18 protein-coding genes and 1 pseudogene are annotated in these 22,235 nt (G+C 63.2%); 17 read left to right on the top strand and 2 right to left on the bottom strand.

The genetic code is table 11. The features are described from left to right. The first annotated feature begins 85 nt into the window (after window positions 1-85). From QMX91_RS09210 to madM, 13 genes are all read left to right on the top strand, one after another. Window positions 86-2,140 carry a methyl-accepting chemotaxis protein gene (locus QMX91_RS09210; protein ID WP_027610585.1) on the top strand — a complete coding sequence of 685 codons (2,055 nt, stop codon included), beginning with the start codon at window positions 86-88 and terminating at the stop codon, window positions 2,138-2,140. 11 nt (window positions 2,141-2,151) lie between these two features. Then, window positions 2,152-8,052: an Hpt domain-containing protein gene (locus tag QMX91_RS09205; RefSeq protein WP_282412596.1), complete on the top strand. Its 5,901-nt coding sequence runs from the start codon at window positions 2,152-2,154 to the stop codon at window positions 8,050-8,052. After that, a complete protein-coding gene (locus QMX91_RS09200) occupies window positions 8,045-8,515 on the top strand; it encodes a chemotaxis protein CheW (RefSeq protein WP_003229084.1) in 471 nt (156 codons plus the stop codon). The genes QMX91_RS09205 and QMX91_RS09200 overlap by 8 nt, the downstream gene beginning before the upstream one ends. A gap of 534 nt (window positions 8,516-9,049) precedes the next feature. Further along, window positions 9,050-9,415 carry a hypothetical protein gene (locus QMX91_RS09195; protein ID WP_135296756.1) on the top strand — a complete coding sequence of 122 codons (366 nt, stop codon included), beginning with the start codon at window positions 9,050-9,052 and terminating at the stop codon, window positions 9,413-9,415. A gap of 321 nt (window positions 9,416-9,736) precedes the next feature. Then, window positions 9,737-11,407: a malonate decarboxylase subunit alpha gene (gene mdcA, locus QMX91_RS09190; protein ID WP_282412592.1), complete on the top strand. Its 1,671-nt coding sequence runs from the start codon at window positions 9,737-9,739 to the stop codon at window positions 11,405-11,407. Beyond that, on the top strand, window positions 11,407-12,279 hold the full coding sequence (locus QMX91_RS09185) for a triphosphoribosyl-dephospho-CoA synthase (RefSeq protein WP_282412591.1): 873 nt from the start codon (window positions 11,407-11,409) through the stop codon (window positions 12,277-12,279). The genes mdcA and QMX91_RS09185 overlap by 1 nt, the downstream gene beginning before the upstream one ends. Further along, window positions 12,279-12,578: a malonate decarboxylase subunit delta gene (locus tag QMX91_RS09180; RefSeq protein ID WP_098966054.1), complete on the top strand. Its 300-nt coding sequence runs from the start codon at window positions 12,279-12,281 to the stop codon at window positions 12,576-12,578. Before QMX91_RS09185 ends, QMX91_RS09180 begins: the two co-directional genes overlap by 1 nt. Then, complete coding sequence (locus QMX91_RS09175; RefSeq protein ID WP_098966053.1) at window positions 12,571-13,422, top strand: biotin-independent malonate decarboxylase subunit beta; 852 nt, start codon at window positions 12,571-12,573, stop codon at window positions 13,420-13,422. Before QMX91_RS09180 ends, QMX91_RS09175 begins: the two co-directional genes overlap by 8 nt. Then, window positions 13,419-14,204, top strand: a complete 786-nt coding sequence (gene mdcE / locus QMX91_RS09170; RefSeq protein ID WP_282412590.1) for a biotin-independent malonate decarboxylase subunit gamma — start codon at window positions 13,419-13,421, stop codon at window positions 14,202-14,204. The genes QMX91_RS09175 and mdcE overlap by 4 nt, the downstream gene beginning before the upstream one ends. Continuing rightward, on the top strand, window positions 14,198-14,818 hold the full coding sequence (locus QMX91_RS09165) for a malonate decarboxylase holo-ACP synthase (RefSeq protein ID WP_282412589.1): 621 nt from the start codon (window positions 14,198-14,200) through the stop codon (window positions 14,816-14,818). Before mdcE ends, QMX91_RS09165 begins: the two co-directional genes overlap by 7 nt. After that, a complete protein-coding gene (mdcH, locus tag QMX91_RS09160; RefSeq protein ID WP_282412588.1) occupies window positions 14,815-15,735 on the top strand; it encodes a malonate decarboxylase subunit epsilon in 921 nt (306 codons plus the stop codon). Before QMX91_RS09165 ends, mdcH begins: the two co-directional genes overlap by 4 nt. 66 nt (window positions 15,736-15,801) lie before the next feature. Next, the gene (gene madL, locus QMX91_RS09155) at window positions 15,802-16,218 is read left to right on the top strand and encodes a malonate transporter subunit MadL (RefSeq protein ID WP_027610595.1); all 417 of its coding nucleotides are present in this window, start codon (window positions 15,802-15,804) and stop codon (window positions 16,216-16,218) included. A 1-nt stretch (window position 16,219) separates the two neighbouring features. After that, a complete protein-coding gene (gene madM, locus QMX91_RS09150; RefSeq protein ID WP_098966044.1) occupies window positions 16,220-16,984 on the top strand; it encodes a malonate transporter subunit MadM in 765 nt (254 codons plus the stop codon). Window positions 16,985-17,095: 111 nt separating this feature from the next. On the opposite strand, the gene QMX91_RS09145 is transcribed toward madM, so the two are convergent. Next, window positions 17,096-18,010 carry a LysR substrate-binding domain-containing protein gene (locus QMX91_RS09145; RefSeq protein ID WP_134784861.1) on the bottom strand — a complete coding sequence of 305 codons (915 nt, stop codon included), beginning with the start codon at window positions 18,008-18,010 and terminating at the stop codon, window positions 17,096-17,098. 142 nt (window positions 18,011-18,152) lie between these two features. On the opposite strand from QMX91_RS09145, the gene QMX91_RS09140 reads away from it, so the two are divergent. Both QMX91_RS09140 and QMX91_RS31475 read left to right on the top strand, forming a co-directional pair. Then, on the top strand, window positions 18,153-18,770 hold the full coding sequence (locus tag QMX91_RS09140) for a hemolysin III family protein (RefSeq protein ID WP_007964065.1): 618 nt from the start codon (window positions 18,153-18,155) through the stop codon (window positions 18,768-18,770). A 5-nt stretch (window positions 18,771-18,775) separates the two neighbouring features. Further along, window positions 18,776-18,880: pseudogene (locus QMX91_RS31475) on the top strand (metal ABC transporter ATP-binding protein); the annotation flags it as partial. 20 nt (window positions 18,881-18,900) lie between these two features. Here QMX91_RS31475 and QMX91_RS09135 read toward each other — a convergent pair. Then, window positions 18,901-19,818, bottom strand: coding sequence for a LysR family transcriptional regulator (locus tag QMX91_RS09135; RefSeq protein WP_096795746.1), 918 nt, complete (start codon window positions 19,816-19,818; stop codon window positions 18,901-18,903). Between the two features lie 108 nt (window positions 19,819-19,926). Here QMX91_RS09135 and QMX91_RS09130 point away from each other — a divergent pair, with 108 nt between their 5' ends. Then, window positions 19,927-21,168, top strand: a complete 1,242-nt coding sequence (locus QMX91_RS09130; protein WP_282412587.1) for a D-amino acid dehydrogenase — start codon at window positions 19,927-19,929, stop codon at window positions 21,166-21,168. A gap of 40 nt (window positions 21,169-21,208) precedes the next feature. Beyond that, on the top strand, window positions 21,209-22,111 hold the full coding sequence (locus QMX91_RS09125) for a transporter substrate-binding domain-containing protein (protein ID WP_027610600.1): 903 nt from the start codon (window positions 21,209-21,211) through the stop codon (window positions 22,109-22,111). Window positions 22,112-22,235: the final 124 nt, after the last annotated feature.

The raw sequence follows: 22,235 nt of genomic DNA, 5'->3' as shown, positions 1-22,235 counted from the left end.
GGGGCCGCTGCGCGACCCATCGGGGATAAATCCCCTCACCACAAATCCCACAGTGGACCGTGGCAGGTTTCATAGGCGAGGACCGATGACAAAGGCAAAAACAGGCAAGTCGGCAGAAGGGTCGCGCAGTCGCTCGCAGATCATCGTGCTGTTCATCGCACTGATCGTGTTCATCATGCTGCTGTTCGCCAACTTCGCCTACCTCAACACCCAGGCCAACTACGACAAGCAGTACATCGGCCACGCCGGTGAGCTGCGCGTGCTGTCGCAACGCATCGCCAAGAACGCCACCGAAGCGGCTGCCGGGAAGTCGGCAGCGTTCAAGCTGCTGAGCGATGCGCGCAACGATTTTGCCCAGCGCTGGGGTTACCTGAAGAAGGGCGACCCGGCCACCGGCCTGCCGCCCGCGCCGGCCACCGTGCGCCCGGAAATGCGCGCGGTGCAGCTGGATTGGGAACGCCTGCTGAAAAACACCGACGCGATTCTCTCCAGCGAGCAGACCGTGCTCTCGCTGCATCAGGTCGCCGCGACCCTGGCTGAAACCGTGCCGCAGTTGCAGATCGAATACGAAAAAGTCGTCGAGATCCTCCTGCAGCGCGGCGCGCCGGCAGCGCAGGTGGCGATGGCCCAACGCCAATCGCTGCTGGCCGAGCGCATCCTCGGTGCGGTCAACACCGTGCTGGCCGGCGACGAAAATTCGCAGCAGGCCGCCGATGCGTTTGGCCGCGATGCCACCCGTTTCGGTCAGGTGCTCAACGGCATGCTGCAGGGCAACCCGACCCTGAAAATCAGCCAGGTCGAAGACCGCGATGCCCGTGCGCGCCTGAGTGAAATTTCCGAGCTGTTCCAGTTCGTCTCCGGCTCGGTGGATGAAATCCTCGAAACCTCGCCAGAACTGTTCAAGGTCCGTGAATCGGCGAGCAACATTTTCAGCCTGTCGCAGACCCTGCTCGACGAGGCCTCGCACCTCGCCAGCGGTTTCGAAAATCTTGCCGGCGGGCGTAACACCGACACCATCGGCGGTTACGTGCTGGGCTTGCTGGCGCTGGCCTCGATCATCCTGATCGGCATGGTCATGGTTCGTGAAACCAACCGCCAGTTGCGCGAGACCGCCGAGAAGAACGAGCGCAACCAGAACGCGATCATGCGCCTGCTCGACGAGATCGAAGACCTCGCCGACGGTGACCTGACGGTGACCGCCTCGGTGACCGAAGACTTCACCGGAACCATCGCCGATTCGATCAACTACTCGGTCGATCAACTGCGCGATCTGGTCGCGACGATCAACCTCACCGCCGGCCAAGTCGCCGCCGCCGTGCAGGAAACCCAGGCCACCGCCATGCACCTGGCGCAAGCCTCGGAACATCAGGCGCAGCAGATTTCCGAAGCCTCGACCGCGATCAGCGATATGGCCCAGTCGATCGATCAGGTCTCGGCCAACGCCGCTGAATCCTCGGCGGTGGCCGAGCGTTCGGTGGAAATCGCCAACAAGGGCAACGAGGTGGTGCACAACACCATCCACGGCATGGACAACATCCGCGAACAGATTCAGGACACCGCCAAACGCATCAAGCGTCTGGGCGAGTCGTCGCAGGAAATCGGCGACATCGTCAGCCTGATCGACGACATTGCCGACCAGACCAACATCCTCGCGCTCAACGCGGCGATTCAGGCCTCGATGGCCGGGGACGCCGGGCGCGGCTTTGCCGTGGTTGCCGACGAAGTACAGCGACTGGCCGAACGTTCGTCCGCCGCCACCCGGCAGATCGAAACCCTGGTGCGGGCGATTCAGACCGACACCAACGAAGCGGTGATTTCCATGGAACAGACCACCACCGAAGTGGTGCGCGGCGCGCGACTGGCGCAGGATGCCGGTGTGGCCCTGGAAGAAATCGAAGGCGTATCGAAAACCCTCGCCGCGCTGATCCAGAGTATCTCCAACGCGGCGCAGCAGCAGACCTCGTCGGCCGGGCAAATCTCGCTGACGATGAACGTGATCCAGCAGATCACCACGCAGACCTCGTCCGGCTCCACCGCCACCGCCGAGAGCATCGGCAACCTGGCGAAAATGGCCAGTCAGCTGCGCCGTTCGGTATCCGGTTTCACCTTGCCGTCGGCGTCCGCGACGGATAAGGCGTGAGTGGAGTGGTTATGGGTGACCGGCACGACTACGTGGCCCTCGAATGGGTCAAGGGTGAAATTGCCGAAACGCTGAAACAGGCGCATCAGGCGATTGAAACCGTGCTCGATGACCCGCAGGCCACGCCGGGGCTGGATGAGTGCCTGGCCTATATTCATCAGGTGCACGGCAGTTTGCAGATGGTCGAGTTCTACGGCGCCGCGTTGCTGGCCGAAGAGATGGAGCATCTGGTCGAAGCCTTGCAGCACGGGCGCGTCGCCCATCGCGACGAAGCCCTGCACCTGCTGCTGCAAGCCCTTGGGCAATTGCCGATCTACCTCGATCGGGTGCAGAGCGCCCGCCGCGACTTGCCGCTGGTGGTGCTGCCGCTGATCAACGACCTGCGCAGTGCGCGCGGCGATAGCCTGCTCTCGGAAACCAGCCTGTTCAGCCCGCCCTTGCCGGACGTGTCGCCGTTGAGCGCAGAAGCCTTGGCCGCGCTCGAGCCGGCCGAGTGGCCCAACGTGCTGCGCAAGTTGCGCCAGATGCTGCAAATGGCGCTGGTCGGGTTGCTGCGCGAGCAGGATGACCAGACCCACCTCGAATACCTGGCGAAAGTCTTCCAGCGCCTCGAAGCGCTCAGCGCCAATGCGCCGTTGAGCCCGCTGTGGCAGGTCGCATCCGCGCTGGTCGAAGGCATGCGCGAAGGCGCCATTGCCAACAGTCCGGCGTTGCGCAGCCTGTTCAAGGACGCCGACAAGGAACTCAAGCGCCTGCTCGAACAAGGCCCGCGCGGCCTCAATCAGCCGCCCCCGCCGGAGTTGCTGAAAAGCCTGCTGTTCTATATTGCCAAAGCCGAACATCCCACCGGGCAGATGCTGACCATGAAAGATCGCTACTCCCTGGACGACGCGTTGCCCGACAGCGCGATGGTCGACGAAGAACGCGCGCGCCTGGCCGGTCCCGACCGCGATGCGATGCGCTCGGTGCTGGCGGCGCTGTGCGAAGAGTTGGTGCGGGTCAAGGAACGCCTCGACCTGTTCGTGCGCAGCGACCGTCAGCACACCTCCGATCTGGAGAGCCTGCTGGCGCCGTTGCGGCAGATCGCCGACACCCTCGCGGTGCTCGGTTTCGGCCAGCCGCGCAAAGTCATCATCGATCAACTGGCGGTGGTGCTCAGCCTCGCCCAGGGCCAGCGCGAACCGAATGACGCGACGCTGATGGACGTTGCCGGTGCGCTGCTCTACGTCGAAGCCAACCTCGCCGGGATGGTCGGCACCGTAGAGCCGGAAAGCCCCGAAGACGCGCGCCTGCCGACCACTGACCTGACGCAGATCCATCAGATCGTGATCAAGGAAGCGCGCATCTGCCTGCAACAGGCCAAGGACATGATCGTTGATTACATCGACGCCGATTGGGATCGCCAGCAACTGCAGCCGCTGCCTGAACTGCTGACTCAAGTGCGCGGCGCGCTGGCGATGATTCCGCTGAGCCGCGCGGCGAGTCTGGTCGAGGCCTGTAACAGCTTCATCCGCGAACACCTGCTGCTCGATCCGCACCAGCCAGGCTGGCAGCAACTGGATAATCTGGCCGACGTCATCACCAGCCTCGAGTATTACCTCGAGCGCCTGAGCGACGACCCGCAAGCGCCGAATGAACAACTGCTGGATGTCGCACAAAAGAGCCTCGCCAGCCTCGGTTTCTTTCCACACGAACAGCACGTACCGGTGCTCGACGATGTGCTCAGCCCCAGCGAAGCGCTGGTGATGCAGGACCTGCAAGCGCTGGATGACCCTGACACCGTGCAGTCGCTGGCCGACGTGCTGGCCAGCCCGGTGTCGGCGCTCAACCCGCCAGCCTTGATCACCCCCGGCAGCCTGATGCCGCCGCCGGTCGATGAAGCACCGGTGGACGATGAACTGCGCGAAGTGTTCCTCGAAGAGACCGACGAGGTGCTCGAAGTCCTGCACGAATACCTGCCGCGCTGGACGGCTGACACCCACGACCGCGCCGCCCTGACCGAACTGCGCCGCGCCTTTCACACCTTGAAGGGCAGCGGGCGCATGGTTCGCGCGTTGATCCTTGGCGAGCTGGCCTGGGCGGTGGAAAACCTGCTCAACCGCGTGCTGGAACACAGCGTCGAACCCGGCGCGCAGGTGCAGCAGTTGCTCACCGACACCGTGTTGCTGCTGCCGGAGCTGATCAGCGAATTCGCCACGCACCGCCAGCGTCAGCGCAGCGATGTCGATCAACTGGCGGCCCGTGCACATGCGCTGGCCAAAGGTGTCGAGCCGCTGGCGGCCGAAGACGTCGACGACGTGGCGGCCCTCGATCCGCTGTTGCTGGAGATCTTCCGCAACGAGGCCGAAACCCACCTCGCCAGCCTCAACCGCTTCCTCGATCAGGCTGCCGAGCATGTGCCGCTGCCGGCCAGCGACGAATTGCAGCGCGCCTTGCACACGCTCAAGGGCAGTGCCTCGATGGCCGGCGTGTTGCCGATTGCCGAACTGGCCGCGCCGCTGGATAAACTGGCGCGCGAGTTCAAGGCGCATCAGTTGCCGCTGGATCTCGATGAAGTGGAATTGCTCCTTGAAGCCGAAGGCCTGTTCCGCGTCGGTCTGCGCCAGCTCAAGCACGATCCGCTGGCGCCGATTGTCGGTGCGCAGTCGCTGATCAAACGCACCGAAACGCTGCTGGCCGAACGCCTGGAAGCGATCCTCAACGCGCCGAACACCGGCCTGCGGATCAAGCGCGATCCGCAACTGATCAACAACTTCCTCGCCCAGGGCATGGACATCCTGCTCGACGCCGAAAGTCTGTTGCAGCGCTGGCAGCAACACCCCGGCGAGCGTCAGGAACTCAGCGCGCTGCTCGATGAACTGACCACCCTTGGCGAAGGCGCACACCTCGCCGATCTGCTGCCGGTGGACGTGCTCTGCGAAGCCTTGCTCGACCTCTATGGCGCCGTCGAAGAAAGCAGCCTGGCGGTCAGCGACAGGTTTTTCCACGAAGCGCAGAACGCTCACGAAGCGCTGATCAACATGCTCGACGAACTGGCCGCCGGCCAGGAAATCACCCCACAGCCGCAGCGCATTCGCGCCCTGCACGAACTGCTCGATGAAAGCCTCGACCCGGCAGCGATGGGGCTGATTCGCAGCGACGGCAGCAGGACCTTGAGCATCAGCGAACTGGGCGCCGCGACTGCCGAACTCGCCCACGCCAATGCCGAGACCGCACCCGACGACGAGATCGTCGAGATCTTTCTCGAAGAAGCGGTGGACATCCTCGACAGTGCCGGGCAAGCCCTGCAGCGCTGGTTGAGCGACCCGGACAACGCTGCGCCGCTGTCGTCGTTGCAGCGCGATTTGCACACGCTCAAGGGCGGCGCGCGGATGGCCGAAGTCGACGCCATCGGCGATCTGGCCCATGAGCTGGAAAGTCTTTACGAAGGTCTGGTGGATCGTCGCTACAGTTACAGCGAGCTGCTCGGACGCTTGCTGCACAAGAGCCATGACCGCTTGGCGCAGTTGCTTGAACAGTTGCAAAACCATCAGGCGCTGACCCCGGCGCAAGACCTGATCGAAGCGATCCGCCAGTTCCGTCAGGGCCAGTCCGGCAGTGCCGAAGCGGCACAGCCTACGGCTGTACCCGACAGCGCCGCGCATGATCCGGAACTGCTGGAAATCTTCCTCGAAGAAGGTTTCGACATCATCGAAAGCTCCGGCGCGGCGTTGCTGCGCTGGCAGGCCGAGCCGGGCAATCGTCAGGAAGTGGAAACCCTGCTGCGCGATCTGCACACCCTCAAGGGCGGCGCGCGGATGGTCGAGATCGGCCCGATCGGCGACCTCGCCCATGAGCTCGAATACCTTTACGAAAGCCTCGCCACCGGCGTGCTGCAACCGTCCGCCGAACTGTTCGCGCTGGTGCAGCGCGGGCATGACCGGCTGGCGCAGATGCTTGATGGCGTGCGCGCCGGGCAGCCATGCCCGCCGGCGGATCGGCTGATCAACGCGATCCAGAATTTCAGCCACCCGGCGACCCCTGACACACCGCCGCCGTTGCCGATTCCGGCCAAGACCGAGCCTGCGGCACCCGCCGCTGATGCCGGCGCGGACATGGTCAAGGTCTCCGCCGAACTGCTCGATGAGCTGGTCAACCTGGCTGGGGAAACCTCGATTTTCCGTGGGCGTATCGAGCAGCAAGTCAGCGATGCGCAAACCGCGCTGAACGAGATGGAAACCACCATCGAGCGCATGCGCGATCAGCTTCGCCGGCTCGACACCGAAACCCAGGGGCGGATTCTCAGCCGTCAGCAAGTCGATGCCGAACGCCTCGGTTACGAAGAATTCGATCCGCTGGAAATGGACCGTCATTCGCAGTTGCAGCAACTGTCGCGGGCGCTGTTCGAATCCGCCTCCGACTTGCTCGATCTCAAGGAAACCCTCGACCGCCGCAACCACGACGCCGAGAACCTGTTGCAGCAACAGGGGCGGATCAACACCGAGTTGCAGGAAGGCCTGATGCGTACGCGCATGGTGCCGTTCGAACGCATGCTGCCGCGCCTGAAACGCATCGTGCGTCAGGTCGCCGAAGAGCTGAACAAAGACGTCGCGTTCATCATCGGCAACGCCGAAGGCGAGATGGATCGCAACGTGCTGGAGCGCATGGCCGCGCCGCTGGAGCACATGCTGCGCAACGCCGTCGACCATGGTCTGGAGTCGGCCGAAGTGCGGCTGGCGGCGGGCAAACCGGCGCAGGGTACGATCACCCTCGACCTGACCCGCGAGGGCGGCGACATCGTTTTCGATATTCGCGACGATGGCGCCGGGGTGCCGCTGGAAGCGGTGCGGCGCAAGGCGATCAAGCGCGGCCTGCTGGCACCGGACGCCGAGATCAGCGATCGCGACGTGCTGCAGTTCATCCTGCAGCCGGGGTTCTCCACGGCGGAAAAGATCACCCAGATTTCCGGACGCGGCGTCGGCATGGACGTGGTTCACGAAGAAGTCCGTCAGCTCGGCGGCACCATGAGCATCGACTCGGTGCCGGGGCAGGGCGTGCATTTCCGTATTCGTCTGCCGTTCACCGTGTCGGTCAACCGCGCGCTGATGGTGCAGTGCGGCGAGGATCAATACGCGATTCCGCTGAACACCATCGAAGGCATCGTCCGCGTGTTGCCGAATGATCTGGAAGCGCACTACCGCAACGATCCGCCGAGCTACCACTACGCCGGTCAGCGCTACGAGTTGTGCTATCTGGGCGAGCTGCTGAAAACCGCGCCGCGGCCGAAACTGCTCGGCCAGAGCCTGCCGCTGCCGGTGTTGCTGGTGCAGTGCAATGACCGGCACATCGCGGTGCAGGTCGATGCGATGGCTGGCACCCGCGAGATCGTGGTCAAGAGCCTCGGCCCGCAGTTTGCGGCGGTGCAGGGGGTGTCCGGGGCGACGATTCTCGGCGATGGCCGGGTGGTGCTGATTCTTGATTTGCTCGCACCGATCCGCGCGATGCAGGCGCGGGTTGCACAGCGCCCGGCGCAGACGGAAATCGACAGCGAACCGCAGAAGCCACTGCTCGTGCTGGTGGTCGATGACTCGGTGACCGTGCGCAAGGTCACCAGCCGTTTGCTCGAACGCCACGGCATGAACGTGCTGACCGCCAAGGACGGTGTCGACGCCATGTTGCTGCTCGAAGAACACATGCCCGACCTGATGCTGCTCGACATCGAAATGCCGCGCATGGACGGCTTCGAAGTCGCCACCCAGGTACGCAATGACGAGCGCCTGCAACACCTGCCGATCATCATGATCACCTCGCGCACCGGGCAGAAACACCGCGACCGCGCGATGGCCATCGGCGTCAACGACTACCTCGGCAAGCCGTATCAGGAATCGGTGCTGCTCGAAAGCATTGCCCACTGGAGCAAGAAACATGCATGAGCGCCGCCACAACGCGCGCACCAGCCAACTCACCGGCCTGCTGCTGCCGCTGGCCGACCGCAACCTGATCCTGCCCAACGTCGCCGTCGCCGAGCTGATCGACTACCAGGCCAGCGCCTTCGACCTCGACACCCCGCCGTGGTATCTGGGGCGGGTGAGCTGGCGCGAACGGCAGATTCCGCTGCTGAGTTTCGAGTCAGCCTGCGGGCAGAAAATCGTCATCGGCGAACGCGCGCGGATCGTCATCCTCAACGCCCTCGGCGGCTTGCCGCAGCTGAAATTCATTGCGCTGCTGGTGCAGGGGATCCCGCGTTCGTACAAGCTCGACAGTCAGTTGAGTTATGTCGATGTGCCGTTGTGTGCGCTGGAGCAGGCGGCGGTGCAGGTCGGGGAGCAGGTGGCGAAGGTGCCGGATTTGTTGGGGTTGGAGCAGTTGTTGGTGGATGCCGGACTTATCCACTGATCCGGAGTCTTCAGTGGCCTGCCTGGCCTCTTCGCGAGCAAGCCCGCTCCCACAGTGGGTCTTCAGTGGATGCAGATTTTATGTACGCCATAAATCCCCTGTGGGAGCGGGCTTGCTCGCGAAGGCGCCAGTCGCCTCACCTCAATCCGACAGACAAATCCTCAATCTCCGTGCGCAATAAACACCTTTCAGCGCAGCTGTTTAAAGACACTCGATGTTACGGCTCCCTGGCCTACAAATCCTTGCGCCGCTGCCTACGCATGCACCAGAATCCGCCGGCTTGTGCGCCTTGGGCATGCTGCGTAACTTGATCCCGTCACTGATTTCCAGTGATCGAGCTTAGCGGCTCGGCTAGTCCCTACGGTTGCACATGTCTCATCCAGTCAGGCATTCGCCTGCACTTGATGGTGGCTGTGCGCATGGCACCTTCGGGTGCGCCGGGTTTTTGGTGACTACCGGTCCGCTAACTTGCGCATAGCCGCCACCCTTTTGCTTAGCGGCGAATGGATTGCGGCCTCACCGAGGTTAGTCACCATGTTCAAAGTAACGCCAAACCCGCCGGTCACCGACACGGCATCCCCTTACGAAGCCCCCGAATCAAAGAAATTCCACGAAGCCGCCGAACGCGCCCTCGACCATTACCTCGGCCCGCCAAAACCCGACCTCATGGCCACGCCCTACACCCCCAACACGCTGTATATGGCCAACCCCGACGCCGACAGCGAATCCCTGCTGGCCGACGCCAGCGAATCCCTCGGCTCGGCCACGGTCATGCTCAACAATCATGCGGCGCTGGTGCAAGGCACGCACCGCAAGACGCTGCAGGGCATTGCTCAGGTGGTGATGGTGGCGGAGATGGCGGTGAATCGGGTGTTGGATAGGTTGGTGCCGACGGAGTGATTAAAAGCCGACCCTCACCCCAGCCCTCTCCCGGAGGGAGAGGGGGCCGACCGAGGTGTCTGGCGTTGTACATCGACCTGAAAAACCGAGGCGATTATGGATTTGGTAAACCTGGTGAATTCCGGATTCAGTACAACACTCCCAGGTCGACGTAACCCTTGAGCATCCCCCAATCAGTCCCCTCTCCCTCCGGGAGAGGGCTAGGGTGAGGGCAGCCCTCGATCGTTACCCTGAGCGTAATGATTCACCACCGCGCTTGATTGATGCCCCCACCCCACACGCCTAACGTAGCTCCACGACAGCGAACCCCGTGGAGTGAGCATGACAACAACAATTTCCCCCGACTCGCGCTGGACGCGGCGGCGTGACGAGAAGCAGCGGCGTCTCGACAAGGTGCGCGGGCTGGCCGACGGTGTGGTACTGCCAAGCGACAAGATCGTCGCCGCACTCGAAGCGTTGATCCATCCCGGCGACCGTGTGGTGCTGGAGGGCAACAACCAGAAGCAGGCGGATTTCCTTTCCCGTTCGCTGGCCAAAGCCGATCCGGCCAAGCTGCATGATCTGCACATGATCATGCCGAGCGTCGGTCGCTCCGAGCACCTCGATCTGTTCGAACGCGGCATCGCCCGCAAGCTCGATTTCTCCTTCGCCGGCACCCAGAGCCTGCGCATCAGCCAGTTGCTCGAAGACGGCCTGCTGGAAATCGGCGCGATCCACACCTACATCGAACTCTACGCGCGGCTGGTGGTGGACCTGATCCCCAACGTCGTGCTTTCGGCCGGGTTCATGGCCGACCGCGCCGGTAACATCTACACCGGCCCGAGCACCGAAGACACCCCGGCACTGATTGAACCGGCGGCGTTCAGCGATGGCATCGTCATCGTCCAGGTCAACCAATTGGTCGACGATGTCAGCGAACTGCCTCGCGTCGACATCCCGGCCTCGTGGGTGGATTTCGTGGTGGTGGCGGACAAGCCGTTCTACATCGAACCGCTGTTCACCCGCGACCCACGGCACATCAAACCGGTGCACGTGTTGATGGCGATGATGGCGATTCGCGGGATCTACGAAAAACACAACGTGCAGTCGCTCAACCACGGCATCGGTTTCAACACCGCCGCCATTGAGCTGATCCTGCCCACCTACGGCGAATCCCTCGGCCTCAAGGGCAAGATCTGCCGCAACTGGACGCTCAACCCGCACCCGACGTTGATCCCGGCGATCGAAAGCGGCTGGCTCGAAAGCGTGCATTGCTTCGGCACCGAACTGGGCATGGAAAATTACATCGCCGCGCGGCCGGACGTGTTCTTCACCGGGCGTGACGGTTCGCTGCGTTCCAACCGGATGTTCTGCCAACTGGCCGGGCAGTACGCGGTGGACCTGTTCATCGGTGCAACCCTGCAAGTCGATGGCGATGGCCATTCCTCCACCGTGACCCGTGGTCGCCTCGCCGGTTTCGGCGGCGCACCGAACATGGGGCACGACCCACGCGGCCGTCGTCACGGCACCCCGGCGTGGCTCGACATGCGCCATGACGATTCGCAGCAACCGATGCTCGAGCGCGGCAAGAAACTCGTGGTGCAAATGGTCGAGACCTTCCAGGAGGGCGGCAAACCGACCTTCGTCGAAACCCTCGACGCGGTGGAGGTGGCGAAGAAAAGCGGCATGCCGCTGGCGCCGATCATGATTTACGGCGACGACGTCACTCACTTGCTCACCGAAGAGGGCATCGCCTACCTGTACAAGGCGCGCTCGCTGGAAGAGCGTCAGGCGATGATCGCAGCGGTGGCCGGCGTTACCGCCATCGGCCTGCGGCACAACCCGAAAGACACCGAACGCATGCGCCGCGAAGGCCTGATCGCCTTGCCCGAAGACCTCGGCATCCGTCGTACCGACGCCACCCGCGAATTGCTCGCGGCGAAGAGCGTTGCCGATCTGGTCGAGTGGTCCGGCGGCCTCTACAACCCGCCCGCCAAATTCAGGAGCTGGTGATGCACGCACTCAACCTGCAAGCGAAACCCCTGAGCCTGAGCGAACGCCTGGCCGATCTGGCGGTGGATGCGCTGATCGACGAAGCCGATCTGTCGCCGAAGCCGGCGCTGGTCGACCGGCGTGGCAATGGCGCGCACAGCGATCTGCACTTGGGCCTGATGCACGCTTCGGCATTGTCGTTGTGGCCGGCGTTCAAGGAAATGGCTGAAGCCGCAGTTGAAATCGGCGCAGTCGATTCAACGTTGCGCGAAGCGATTGGCCGCATCGGTCGCGAAGGCGAGCAAGCCATGCTCGCGACCACCAACGGGGTGAATACCCATCGCGGCGCCATTTGGGCACTGGGGTTACTGGTGACCGCCGCTGCACTCGAACCGAAATCCTCCAGCGCCAACGCCGTCACCTTGCGCGCCGCACGTCTGGCATTACTCGATGACCGCTACGCACCAAAACCGCTGAGCCACGGCGCACAAGTCGCCCTGCGCTACGGCGCACGCGGTGCCCGCGAAGAAGCGCAACTCGGCTTCCCTTCGGTGCTGCAACGCGGCTTGCCACAACTCAAGCGCAGCCGCGCCAACGGCCACGGCGAACAGAACGCCCGGCTCGATGCGCTGCTGGCGATCATGACCGATCTGGCCGACACCTGCGTGCTCTACCGCGCGGGCGAAGAGGGTTTGCAGGCCATGCAACAAGGTGCGCAAGCGGTGCTCGACGCTGGCGGCAGCGCCAGCCTCACCGGGCGTCGGCGCCTGCACGAACTGGATCAACAACTCATCGCATTGAATGCCTCGCCCGGTGGCGCCGCCGACTTGCTCGCCGCCACGCTGCTGCTCGATCGAATCGAGCGCGACGGCATCCTTCAGGGAGCGTTTTGATGGAAACCTTATCCTTTGAATTCCCCGCCGGGCAGCCGCCACGCGGGCGGGCACTGGTCGGTTGTGTCGGCTCGGGCGATCTGGAAGTGCTGATCGAACCGGGGCTGGCCGGCAAGCTGACGATCAATGTGCAGACCTCGGTCAACGGTGCGCAGCAGCGCTGGCAACATTTGTTTGCGCGGATGTTCGACGGCACCACACCACCGGCGATGGCCATCGATATCCACGATTTCGGCGCCACGCCGGGTGTGGTGCGGCTGCGTCTGGAACAAGGTTTCGAGGAGATCGACCATGACTGACAGCGCAGCGCTGTTGCACAAGCACAGCTTCGTCGAACTCGGTGCGCGGCAACGGGCGAAAGCCTTGCTCGACGCCGGGACCTTCCGCGAATTGCTCGACCCGTTTCAACGGGTCATGTCGCCATGGCTCGAACGCCAGGGCGTGGTGCCGCAAGCCGATGACGGCGTGGTGATTGCCAAGGGCAGCGTCGACGGTTTGCCGGTGGTGATCGCCGCCATCGAAGGCGCGTTTCAGGGCGGCAGCCTCGGCGAAGTCGGCGGGGCGAAGATTGCCGGCGCGCTGGAACTGGCCGCCGAAGACAACCGCAAAGGCATTCCGACCCGCGCCGTGTTGCTGCTGGAGACCGGTGGCGTGCGCTTGCAGGAAGCCAACCTCGGGCTGGCGGCGATTGCCGATATTCATGCGGCGATTGTCGATTTGCAGCAGTACCAACCGGTGGTCGGTGTGGTCGCGGGCAGTGTTGGTTGTTTCGGCGGCATGTCGATTGCCGCTGCGCTGTGCAGTTATTTGCTGGTGACCCAGGAAGCGCGTCTCGGTTTGAACGGGCCGCAGGTGATCGAGCAGGAAGCCGGGATCGAGGAATACGACTCCCGCGACCGGCCCTTCATCTGGAGCCTGACCGGCGGCGAACAGCGTTTCGCCAGCGGGCTGGTGGATCGTTATGTCGCCGATGATGTGGCGCAGATCCGTCAGCAGGTCGGTGAATTGCTGCAGCAGGGTTTGCCCGCTAAGCCGCGCAGTCAGCGCGCCGATTGGTTCCTGCAACGCCTGAACCGTTTGGACACCGCCAAGCAAATCGAACCGTCGGTGGTTCGCGATCTGTATCAAGGAGAGCGCTCATGAGTGGTTATTCCGTGCGCGGTTTGAACTGGTTCAACGCCCTGAGCGCGGGCGCGAAAGCCGTAGAAGGTTTGCCGCCATCGTTGCAAGTGGCCGATGGCGAACTTGGACGCTTTATTGCGGTGGTCGCTGACCCCGACAACCGTTTCCCACGGGCTCGCAATGGCGAAGTCGGTTTGCTCGAAGGCTGGGGTCTGGCCAAGGCTGTAGATGACGCGATCACGGCGGATCGCGACAAAGCGCAGAAGCGCCCGATCATCGCCATCGTCGACGTCCCGAGCCAGGCTTACGGTCGTCGCGAAGAAGCCCTCGGCATTCATCAGGCACTGGCCGGTGCGGCGGACAGTTATGCCCGCGCCCGTCTGGCCGGGCATCCGGTGATTGCGCTGCTGGTGGGCAAGGCCATGTCCGGGGCGTTTCTTGCTCATGGTTATCAGGCCAACCGTTTGATTGCCCTGCGCGATCCCGGGGTGATGGTGCATGCGATGGGCAAGGCCTCGGCGGCGCGAGTGACGCTGCGCAGTGTCGAGGAACTGGAAGCACTGTCCGCCAGCGTGCCGCCAATGGCCTATGACATCGACAGCTACGCCAGCCTCGGATTGCTCTGGGAAACCCTCTCGGTGCAGCAGATCGAGCAGCCGACGGCGGAGGATCTGGCGCGGGTGACCGGGTGCCTGAAACAGGCCATCGGCGATATCGCCAGCACTGACTTGAGCAATCGTCTCGGAGCAAAAAATCGCCAAGCCTCCAGCCGCGTGCGTGAACTGCTGAGGGCGCAGTGGTGAACATGCCACTGGCTCACGACCTGCTCTGGGGCATGACCCCGGCGCAGTTGCCGGCGGATGCGCCGCAGTGGGCGATCGAGTCGCTGGCTGCCGGGCAACCGGTGGTGGTGCGGCGGGCGTTGAGCGATGAGGGTTTTATCGCGGTCGGTGTGCGCGGTGTGTTGCGTGAGCAGCGGCTGGCGGCGTTCATGGCGGTCGATTCGATTGCCTGTCGCGTTAGTCCTGAGGCGCTGTGTCATGTTGAGTGCGAGCGCGATTTACCGGTGATGCAGGCACTCAAACAACTGTGGCCGATGCTCGATGATTGCGGTTGGGTCTGGGGTATCAGCGGTAGTGTCGGGTTTGAATTGGCCAGTGGTTTTAGGGCGATGCACGCGGCCAGCGATCTCGATCTGATTCTGCGGACACCGCAACTGATCACGCGTAATCAGGCACGCAAACTGGTCGCGGTTTTTGATCACGCCGTGTGCCGGGTCGACATGCAATTGCAGACGCCGTTCGGTGCAGTCGCGTTGCGCGAATGGGCCGGCGGTTCTGCACGGGTGCTGCTGAAAAACGCCCATCAAGCGTGTCTGGTGGCTGACCCGTGGAACCCGCAGGAGCAGGCAGCGTGAGCAGCCTGTTGGTGTTCCCCGGTCAGGGCGCGCAGCAACCGGGCATGCTCCAGCGTTTGCCTCGGGCAACCTTGACCGAGGCCAGCGACGTGCTCGGTGAAGATGTCGCGCTGCTCGATTCTGCCGACGCACTGCGTAGCACCCGGGCGGTTCAGTTGTGCCTGTTGATCGCCGGGGTCGCTGCCTCGCGGCAGTTGCTGCAGGACGGACTCACGGCGGATTACGTCGCCGGCCTGTCCATCGGCGCATACCCGGCAGCGGTGGTCGCCGGGGCGCTGAGCTTCAGCGATGCGTTAAATCTGGTCAGCCTGCGTGGCGAGTTGATGCAGCAGGCTTATCCACAAGGCTTTGGCATGACCGCAATCATCGGCCTGCAATTATCCACCGTCGAAACGCTGCTGGCGCAGGTGCACAGCGCGGAGTCGCCGGTGTATCTGGCCAACATCAATGCCGATAACCAGGTGGTGATTGCCGGCAGCGACAAGGCGATGCAAGCGGTGGCGGAACTGGCGCGCAGTCGTGGCGCCGGTCTGGCGAAACGCCTGGCGGTGAGCGTGCCGTCGCACTGCCCGCTGCTGGAGGCACCGGCGCAAACCCTCGCCGAAGCCTTCGCCAAGGTTGCACTGAAGCCCCCGAAAATCGCTTACCTGAGTGGCAGCCGCGCGCGTCCGCTGATCAAGCCTGATGCCTTGCGCGACGACCTCGCCTTCAACATGTGCCGCGTGGTGGACTGGCGCGGCACCGTGCAAAGCGCTTACGAGCGCGGCGTACGTTTACAAATCGAACTGCCGCCCGGTGCGGTGCTGACCGGGCTGGCGCGCCGGGTGTTTGAATCGGGCACGGTCACTGCCTTTGACAGTGCGCGTCTGGACACTTTGCAGGCGCTGTTGCGAGAGGAGGGTGGCCGCCGACCATAAACCGCCGCGACTCAGGCTTCGAACAACAAAAACAACATTCGACGATGCACTTTGAGGACTACAACAATGATTATTTACGGTGTGGCGCTGTTGGCGATCTGTACGCTGGCAGGGGTGATCATGGGTGACATGCTCGGCGTGTTGCTGGGCGTCAAATCCAACGTCGGCGGGGTCGGCATCGCCATGATCCTGCTGATCTGCGCGCGGTTGTGGATGCAGAAGCGCGGCGGCATGACCAAGGATTGCGAGATGGGCGTCGGCTTCTGGGGCGCGATGTACATTCCGGTGGTGGTGGCGATGGCCGCGCAACAGAACGTCGTCACCGCCCTGCACGGCGGCCCGGTGGCGGTGCTGGCGGCCATCGGTTCGGTGCTGGTCTGTGGCTGCACGATTGCCTTGATCAGCCGCACCCATAAGGGTGAACCATTGCCCGACGAACCGGTGGAAGTCACCCCGGTCGGCACCCCGGTAGGAGGTCGCTGACATGTGGGCACTCATTGAAAACGGTCTGGAACACAACGGTCTGGTCACTGCCTTCGCCTTCGTCGGCGTGATCATGTGGGTCTCGGTGATTCTCTCGAAACGCCTGACCTTCGGACGCATTCACGGCTCGGCGATTGCCATCGTCATCGGTCTGGTGCTGGCCTGGGTCGGCGGCACCCTGACCGGTGGCCAGAAAGGCCTGGCGGATCTGACGCTGTTCTCCGGCATCGGCCTGATGGGCGGTGCGATGCTGCGGGATTTCGCGATCGTCGCCACGGCGTTCGAAGTGCAGGCGACCGAGGCGAAGAAGGCCGGGTTGATTGGTGTGATTGCGCTGCTGCTGGGCACAATCCTGCCGTTCATTGTCGGCGCGAGCATGGCCTGGGCGTTCGGGTATCGCGATGCGGTAAGCATGACCACCATCGGCGCGGGCGCGGTGACCTACATCGTCGGCCCAGTGACTGGCGCAGCGATTGGCGCGACTTCGGATGTGATGGCGCTGTCGATTGCCACCGGGTTGATCAAGGCGATTCTGGTGATGGTCGGCACGCCGGTCGCAGCGCGCTGGATGGGCCTGGATAACCCGCGCTCGGCGATGGTGTTCGGTGGTCTGGCCGGGACGGTGAGTGGGGTTACCGCGGGGCTGGCGGCGACGGATCGGCGGTTGGTGCCTTATGGGGCGTTGACCGCTACGTTCCATACTGGGCTTGGCTGTTTGCTGGGGCCGTCGCTGTTGTTCTTCATTGTTCGCGGGATTGTGGGCTAGATCCGGAATTTCAGTTGTCTGACCTGACGCTTTCGCGAGCAAGCCCGCTCCCACATTTGGAATGCGTTCCCCTGTGGGAGCGGGCTTGCTCGCGAAGGGCGCGACTCGGTCTCAAGTCTGGCGATTGGCATACATCCGACATTCCGCCAGCAACGCCAGCAGATTCGGATCGCGCTCCTTGGCCTTGAGAAACACCACACCAATGTGCTGCTGCAACCGATACTTCTCCTGCAACGGAATCAGCTTCACCCGGTTCTCGTACACCGCCGCAATCCTTCCTGGCAGCAACGCATAACCCACCCCCGAGCTGACCATGCTCAGCAGGGTGAAGATGTCGTTGACCTGCATCGCCACCTTCGGCTCGAACCCCGCCTGCTTGAACACCCGAATGCCGTCCTGATGGGTGGCGAAGCCTTGGGTCAGGGTGATGAAGGTTTCATCGCGCACCTCTGCCAGATCGACTTCACTGCGTTGAGCGAATCTTGAATCTGCCGGCGTGGCGAGGAAAATGTCATCGGAGAACAACGGGATCTGCTCGCAGTCCGGGTCGCTGACCGTGTCGTCCAGCGACACCAGAATCGCGTCGACTTCCATGTTCTTCAGCTTGTAGAGCAGGTCGATGTTCGAACCGAGGATCAGGTCGATGTTGAGTTCGCTGCGGCGGATCTTCAGGCCCATGATCAGTTGCGGTACGGTTTTCACCGTCAGCGAGTACAGCGAGCCGAGTTTGAAGCGTTCAGCGGAGAAACCGGCGGCCTCGCGGGTCAGGCGCACACTCTCGACCACGTCCTGGATCAGCTTCTGCGCGCGTTCTTCGAGCACGTAGGCGCTTTCCAGGGGCGTCAGGTTGCGCCCTTCGTGCTTGAACAGCGGGCAGCGCAGGGCGCTTTCCAGCGAATGGATCGCCCGGTGCACGCTGACATTGCTGGTCTGCAACTCGACAGCGGCGCGCGCCAGGTTGCCGGTGCGCATGAAGGCGAGGAACACCTCGAGTTTTTTCAGGGTCAATTCTTCGTCGATCAGCATGGCGCGGACTCTTTTTGGTATCGACCGATTGTGCCCAATTACCGTGGCGTGCGCAGGTCCGCGTTGAACAGAAACATTGCGCTTTTACGCTCAAGGCCCGAGCCTTGCGCGCTGCGGTAACGAATAACGAGGTGAGCGACACATGTATCACGGGGAAAAACTCAACGCCTGGACGCATCTGGTCGGGGCCGTGGCCGCATTTATCGGCGGCGTGTGGATGCTGGTGATTGCCAGCCTCGACGGCAGTCCGTGGAAGATCGTCAGCGTGGCGATCTACGCCTTTACCTTGCTGGTGCTCTACAGCGCCTCGACCGTGTACCACAGCGTGCGCGGGCGCAAGAAAGCGATCATGAAGAAGGTCGATCACTTTTCGATCTACCTGCTGATCGCCGGCAGCTACACGCCGTTCTGCCTGGTGACGCTGCGCGGGCCGTGGGGCTGGACGTTGTTCGGGATTGTCTGGGGGCTGGCGCTGATCGGCATCCTGCAGGAGATCAAACCACGCTCGGAAGCGCGGATCCTGTCGATCGTGATCTACGCGGTGATGGGCTGGATCGTGCTGGTGGCGGTCAAACCGTTGATTGCGGCGTTGGGCACGGCAGGGTTTGCCTGGCTGGCGTCGGGCGGGGTGTTGTATACCGTGGGCATTATCTTTTTTGCCCTGGATCACCGGTTACGGCATGCGCACGGGATCTGGCATCTGTTCGTGATCGCCGGGAGTCTGCTGCACTTTGTGGCGATTCTGTTTTATGTCCTCTAACCGGAATTGTCCCCAATCTCCCTGTGGGAGCGGGCTTGCTCGCGAATGCGTTGGTTCAGACAACATCTCTGTTGAATGACACACCGCATTCGCGAGCAAGCCCGCTCCCACATTAGATTGTGTTCCCACATCAGACTTGTGCCGAGTGCAGGTTATTGAGTTGTTGCTGAGCTCGCTGGCTGAAAATCTGCAGCAGATCGTTGAGCGTATGCGGTGGTGGCTCGCTGGCGCGGGTCACGGCGTACAAAGTGATCGGCAGTGGCGGGGCGAGGGGGCGGAGGGTGGTGGTTGCCACAGAGGCGCCCAATGCGGTGAACGGATCGATCACCGCGACGCCGGCGCCGGACTCGACCATCGCCCGTGCCAGCGAATAGGTCTGCACGGCAATCCGCACCCGTGGCGGTGGCTCCACCGCTTCCAGATAGCTGTCGAGCCTTGCCGCCAATGGATCGGCGCTGGATAAACCAATCAGCGGCACATCCGCAAGCGCCATCAGTGGCAGCGGTTTGCCGACGTCTGCCGGCGGCCAGAAGTCCTTTGGCGCCAACGCCACCAGCACCCCCGCCGCCAGCGGCTGCGCTTTCAGCCCCGGGTGATCCGGCAACTGCAACGTCAGGGCCACGTCCACTTCGCGCATCAGCAGGTTCTGCATCAACTCGCGGCTGTGGGCGCTGGACAGTTCGCAGGCGATGTCCGGGAACTGTGCCGTCCATTGCCGGATCGCCGGCGGCAGCAGCGACAGCGCCAGCGCCGGAGTCGCGCCGATCCGCAGGCTGTGGCCGGGTTCGCGGCGCAGGCTCTGTGCCAGGCGCCGCACGCCTTGCAGACTTTCCGTGACCTTGTCGACTTCGCGCTCCAGCTCCAGCGCTTCCGGGGTCGCCTGCAATTTACCGCGCACCCGCAGAAACAACGGAAAGCCCAACTGCTGCTCGGCGTGCTGCAGCACTTTGGTCACCGCCGGTTGCGAGACGTGCAGCAATTGCGCAGCGGCGCTGACCGAGCCGGTCTGGCGGATGGCCTGGAAAATCTCGATGTGGCGAAGGCGCATGGCGAGGCCATAACCTTTGTTTATAGGTCTGGCATCTTTATTCATTGTTCGGCGCCTGTCACCTCACCCTAACCTCAGCCTCGTCTTCACATAGAAATAGGGACGGACATGGCTCAGCGTGTGTGCATCATCGGCGGCGGCGTGATCGGGTTGGCAACGGCCTATGCGCTGGTGCGCGACGGTTTCGAAGTGACAGTGGTCGAGGCGCGGCAGTCGCTGGGCAGCGAAACCAGCTTCGCCAACGGCGGCCAGTTGTCCTACCGCTATGTGGCGCCGCTGGCCGATGCCGGCGTGCCGTTGCAGGCGATCGGCTGGATGCTGCGCGGCGACTCACCGCTCAAGCTGCGCCCGCGTCTGGACCCGGCGCAGTGGCGCTGGATGGCGTCGTTTCTCGCCGCCTGCCGCACCTCGGTCAACCGCGAAAACGCGGCGCATCTGTTGCGTCTGGCGCTGTTCAGCCAGAGCACGCTGAAACGCTGGCGCGAGGATGACGGACTTACCGGTTTCAACTGGCGGCGCAACGGCAAACTGGTGACCTTCCGCAATGCCGCCAGCTTCGACCATGCGCGCAAGGGCCTGGCCGATCCGCAGCAACAACAGGTGTTGTCCGCCATCGAATGTGCGCAACTGGAACCGGCCTTGACCAAGGCGCCGTTTGTGGGCGCGATCTACACGCCGGATGAAGAAGTCGGCGATTGTCACGCCTTCTGCCAGCAGTTGGCGGTGCGATTGAAGGCGTCGGGCCGTTGCGAGTTTCGTCTCGGTCAGGCAGTCACCGGCATTCGTCACAGCCACGGCGCCGTCACCGCCATTGAGCTTGGCGACGAAACCCTGCCGGTCGACCAACTGGTGATCGCCGCCGGGCACCGAAGCTCTTTGCTGGCGCTGCCCGGCCTGCACGTGCCGCTGTATCCGCTGAAGGGTTACAGCCTGACCGTGCCGATCGGCAACGGGCATCGGGCGCCGGACGTGAGCATCACCGACTACGACCGCAAGATCGTCTACGCGCGCATCGGCGAACAGTTACGGGTGGCGGCGATGGTCGACATCGTCGGTTTCGACCCGGCGGTAGATCCCGAGCGGCTGGCACTGATCAAGCGCCAGGCCCGCGACACCTTTCCCGATGCCGGCAATTACGACGCGGCTGTGGAGTGGGCGGGCATGCGCCCGGCCACCCCAACCGGCGTACCGCTGCTGGGCGCCACGGCGTATCGCAATCTGTGGCTCAACCTCGGCCACGGCGCGCTCGGTTTCACCCTGGCCTGCGGCAGCGGGCAGTTGCTCAGCGAACTGATTGGCCAGCAACGCCCCTCAATTGATCTGCACGGCTTCAATCCCCGTGCGGCGTGACGGATTCTGCTCAACACCCCAACCACAACGGAGAATAACAATGCAAAAAATCACGTTGCTCGGCTGCACACTGGCGCTGTTCATCGGCGCCCAGGCGCAGGCCAATGAAGTGCCGCTGACCGGCGCGCTTGGCAAGATCGCCAGCGCCAACAGCATCACCCTGGGCTATCGCGATGCGTCGGTGCCGTTCTCGTATGTGGGCGATCACACCGGGCAGCCGATGGGGTATTCGGTGGAGCTGGCGGGCAAGATTGTCGAGCGGATCAAGCAGCAACTGGCGTTGCCGGAGCTGAAGGTGAAGTACAACCTGGTGACATCGCAGACGCGGATTCCGCTGGTGCAGAACGGCACGGTTGATCTTGAGTGCGGCTCCACCGGGGTGACGGCCGAGCGGCAGAAACAGGTCGCGTTCTCCTACGGTTTCATCTACGTAAAAGGGCAGTTGCTGACCGCAAAGGACAGCGGCATTCACAGCTTCGATGACCTGCGCGGCAAGAACGTGGTGACCACCGCCGGCACCACCAACGAGCGCTATCTGAAGAGCTACAACCTTGACCACAAACTGAACATGTTCGTGATCAGCGCCAAGGATCACGGCGAGGCGTTCCAGATGCTGCAGTCGGGACGGGCAGCGGCCTTCTACATGGACGACGCATTGCTCTACGGCGAGCGGGCCAAGGCGCGGGACCCGCACAACTGGGTCGTGGTGGGGGAGGAACAATCGCGGGAAATCTACAGCTGCATGGTGCGCAAGGATGATCCGCCATTCCTCGCGCTGGTGAACGACGCGCTGGCGGATCTGTACAGCTCGGGGGAGATCAACGGGATCTACCGTAAGTGGTTCGAACAGCCGATCCCGCCGAAAGGCTTGAACCTTGAGTTCCCGATGACCAGCGAGTTGAAGGCGATCATTGCCAGGCCAGTCAGTGATCCGGTGGAGTGACAGTCAGACCGAGGTGAAGCTCTTCGCGAGCAAGCCCGCTCCCACGGTAGTTCTCGGGTGTACACAAAATTTGTGCTCACTGGAAATCCAATGTGGGAGCGGGCGTGCTCGCGAAGAGGTCCTA

The organism is Pseudomonas sp. PS01299, from assembly GCF_029960145.1.
In the GTDB taxonomy this organism is placed as follows: Bacteria; Pseudomonadota; Gammaproteobacteria; order Pseudomonadales; family Pseudomonadaceae; genus Aquipseudomonas; species Aquipseudomonas putida_A.
This window is presented reverse-complemented; position numbering and strand designations above follow the sequence as displayed.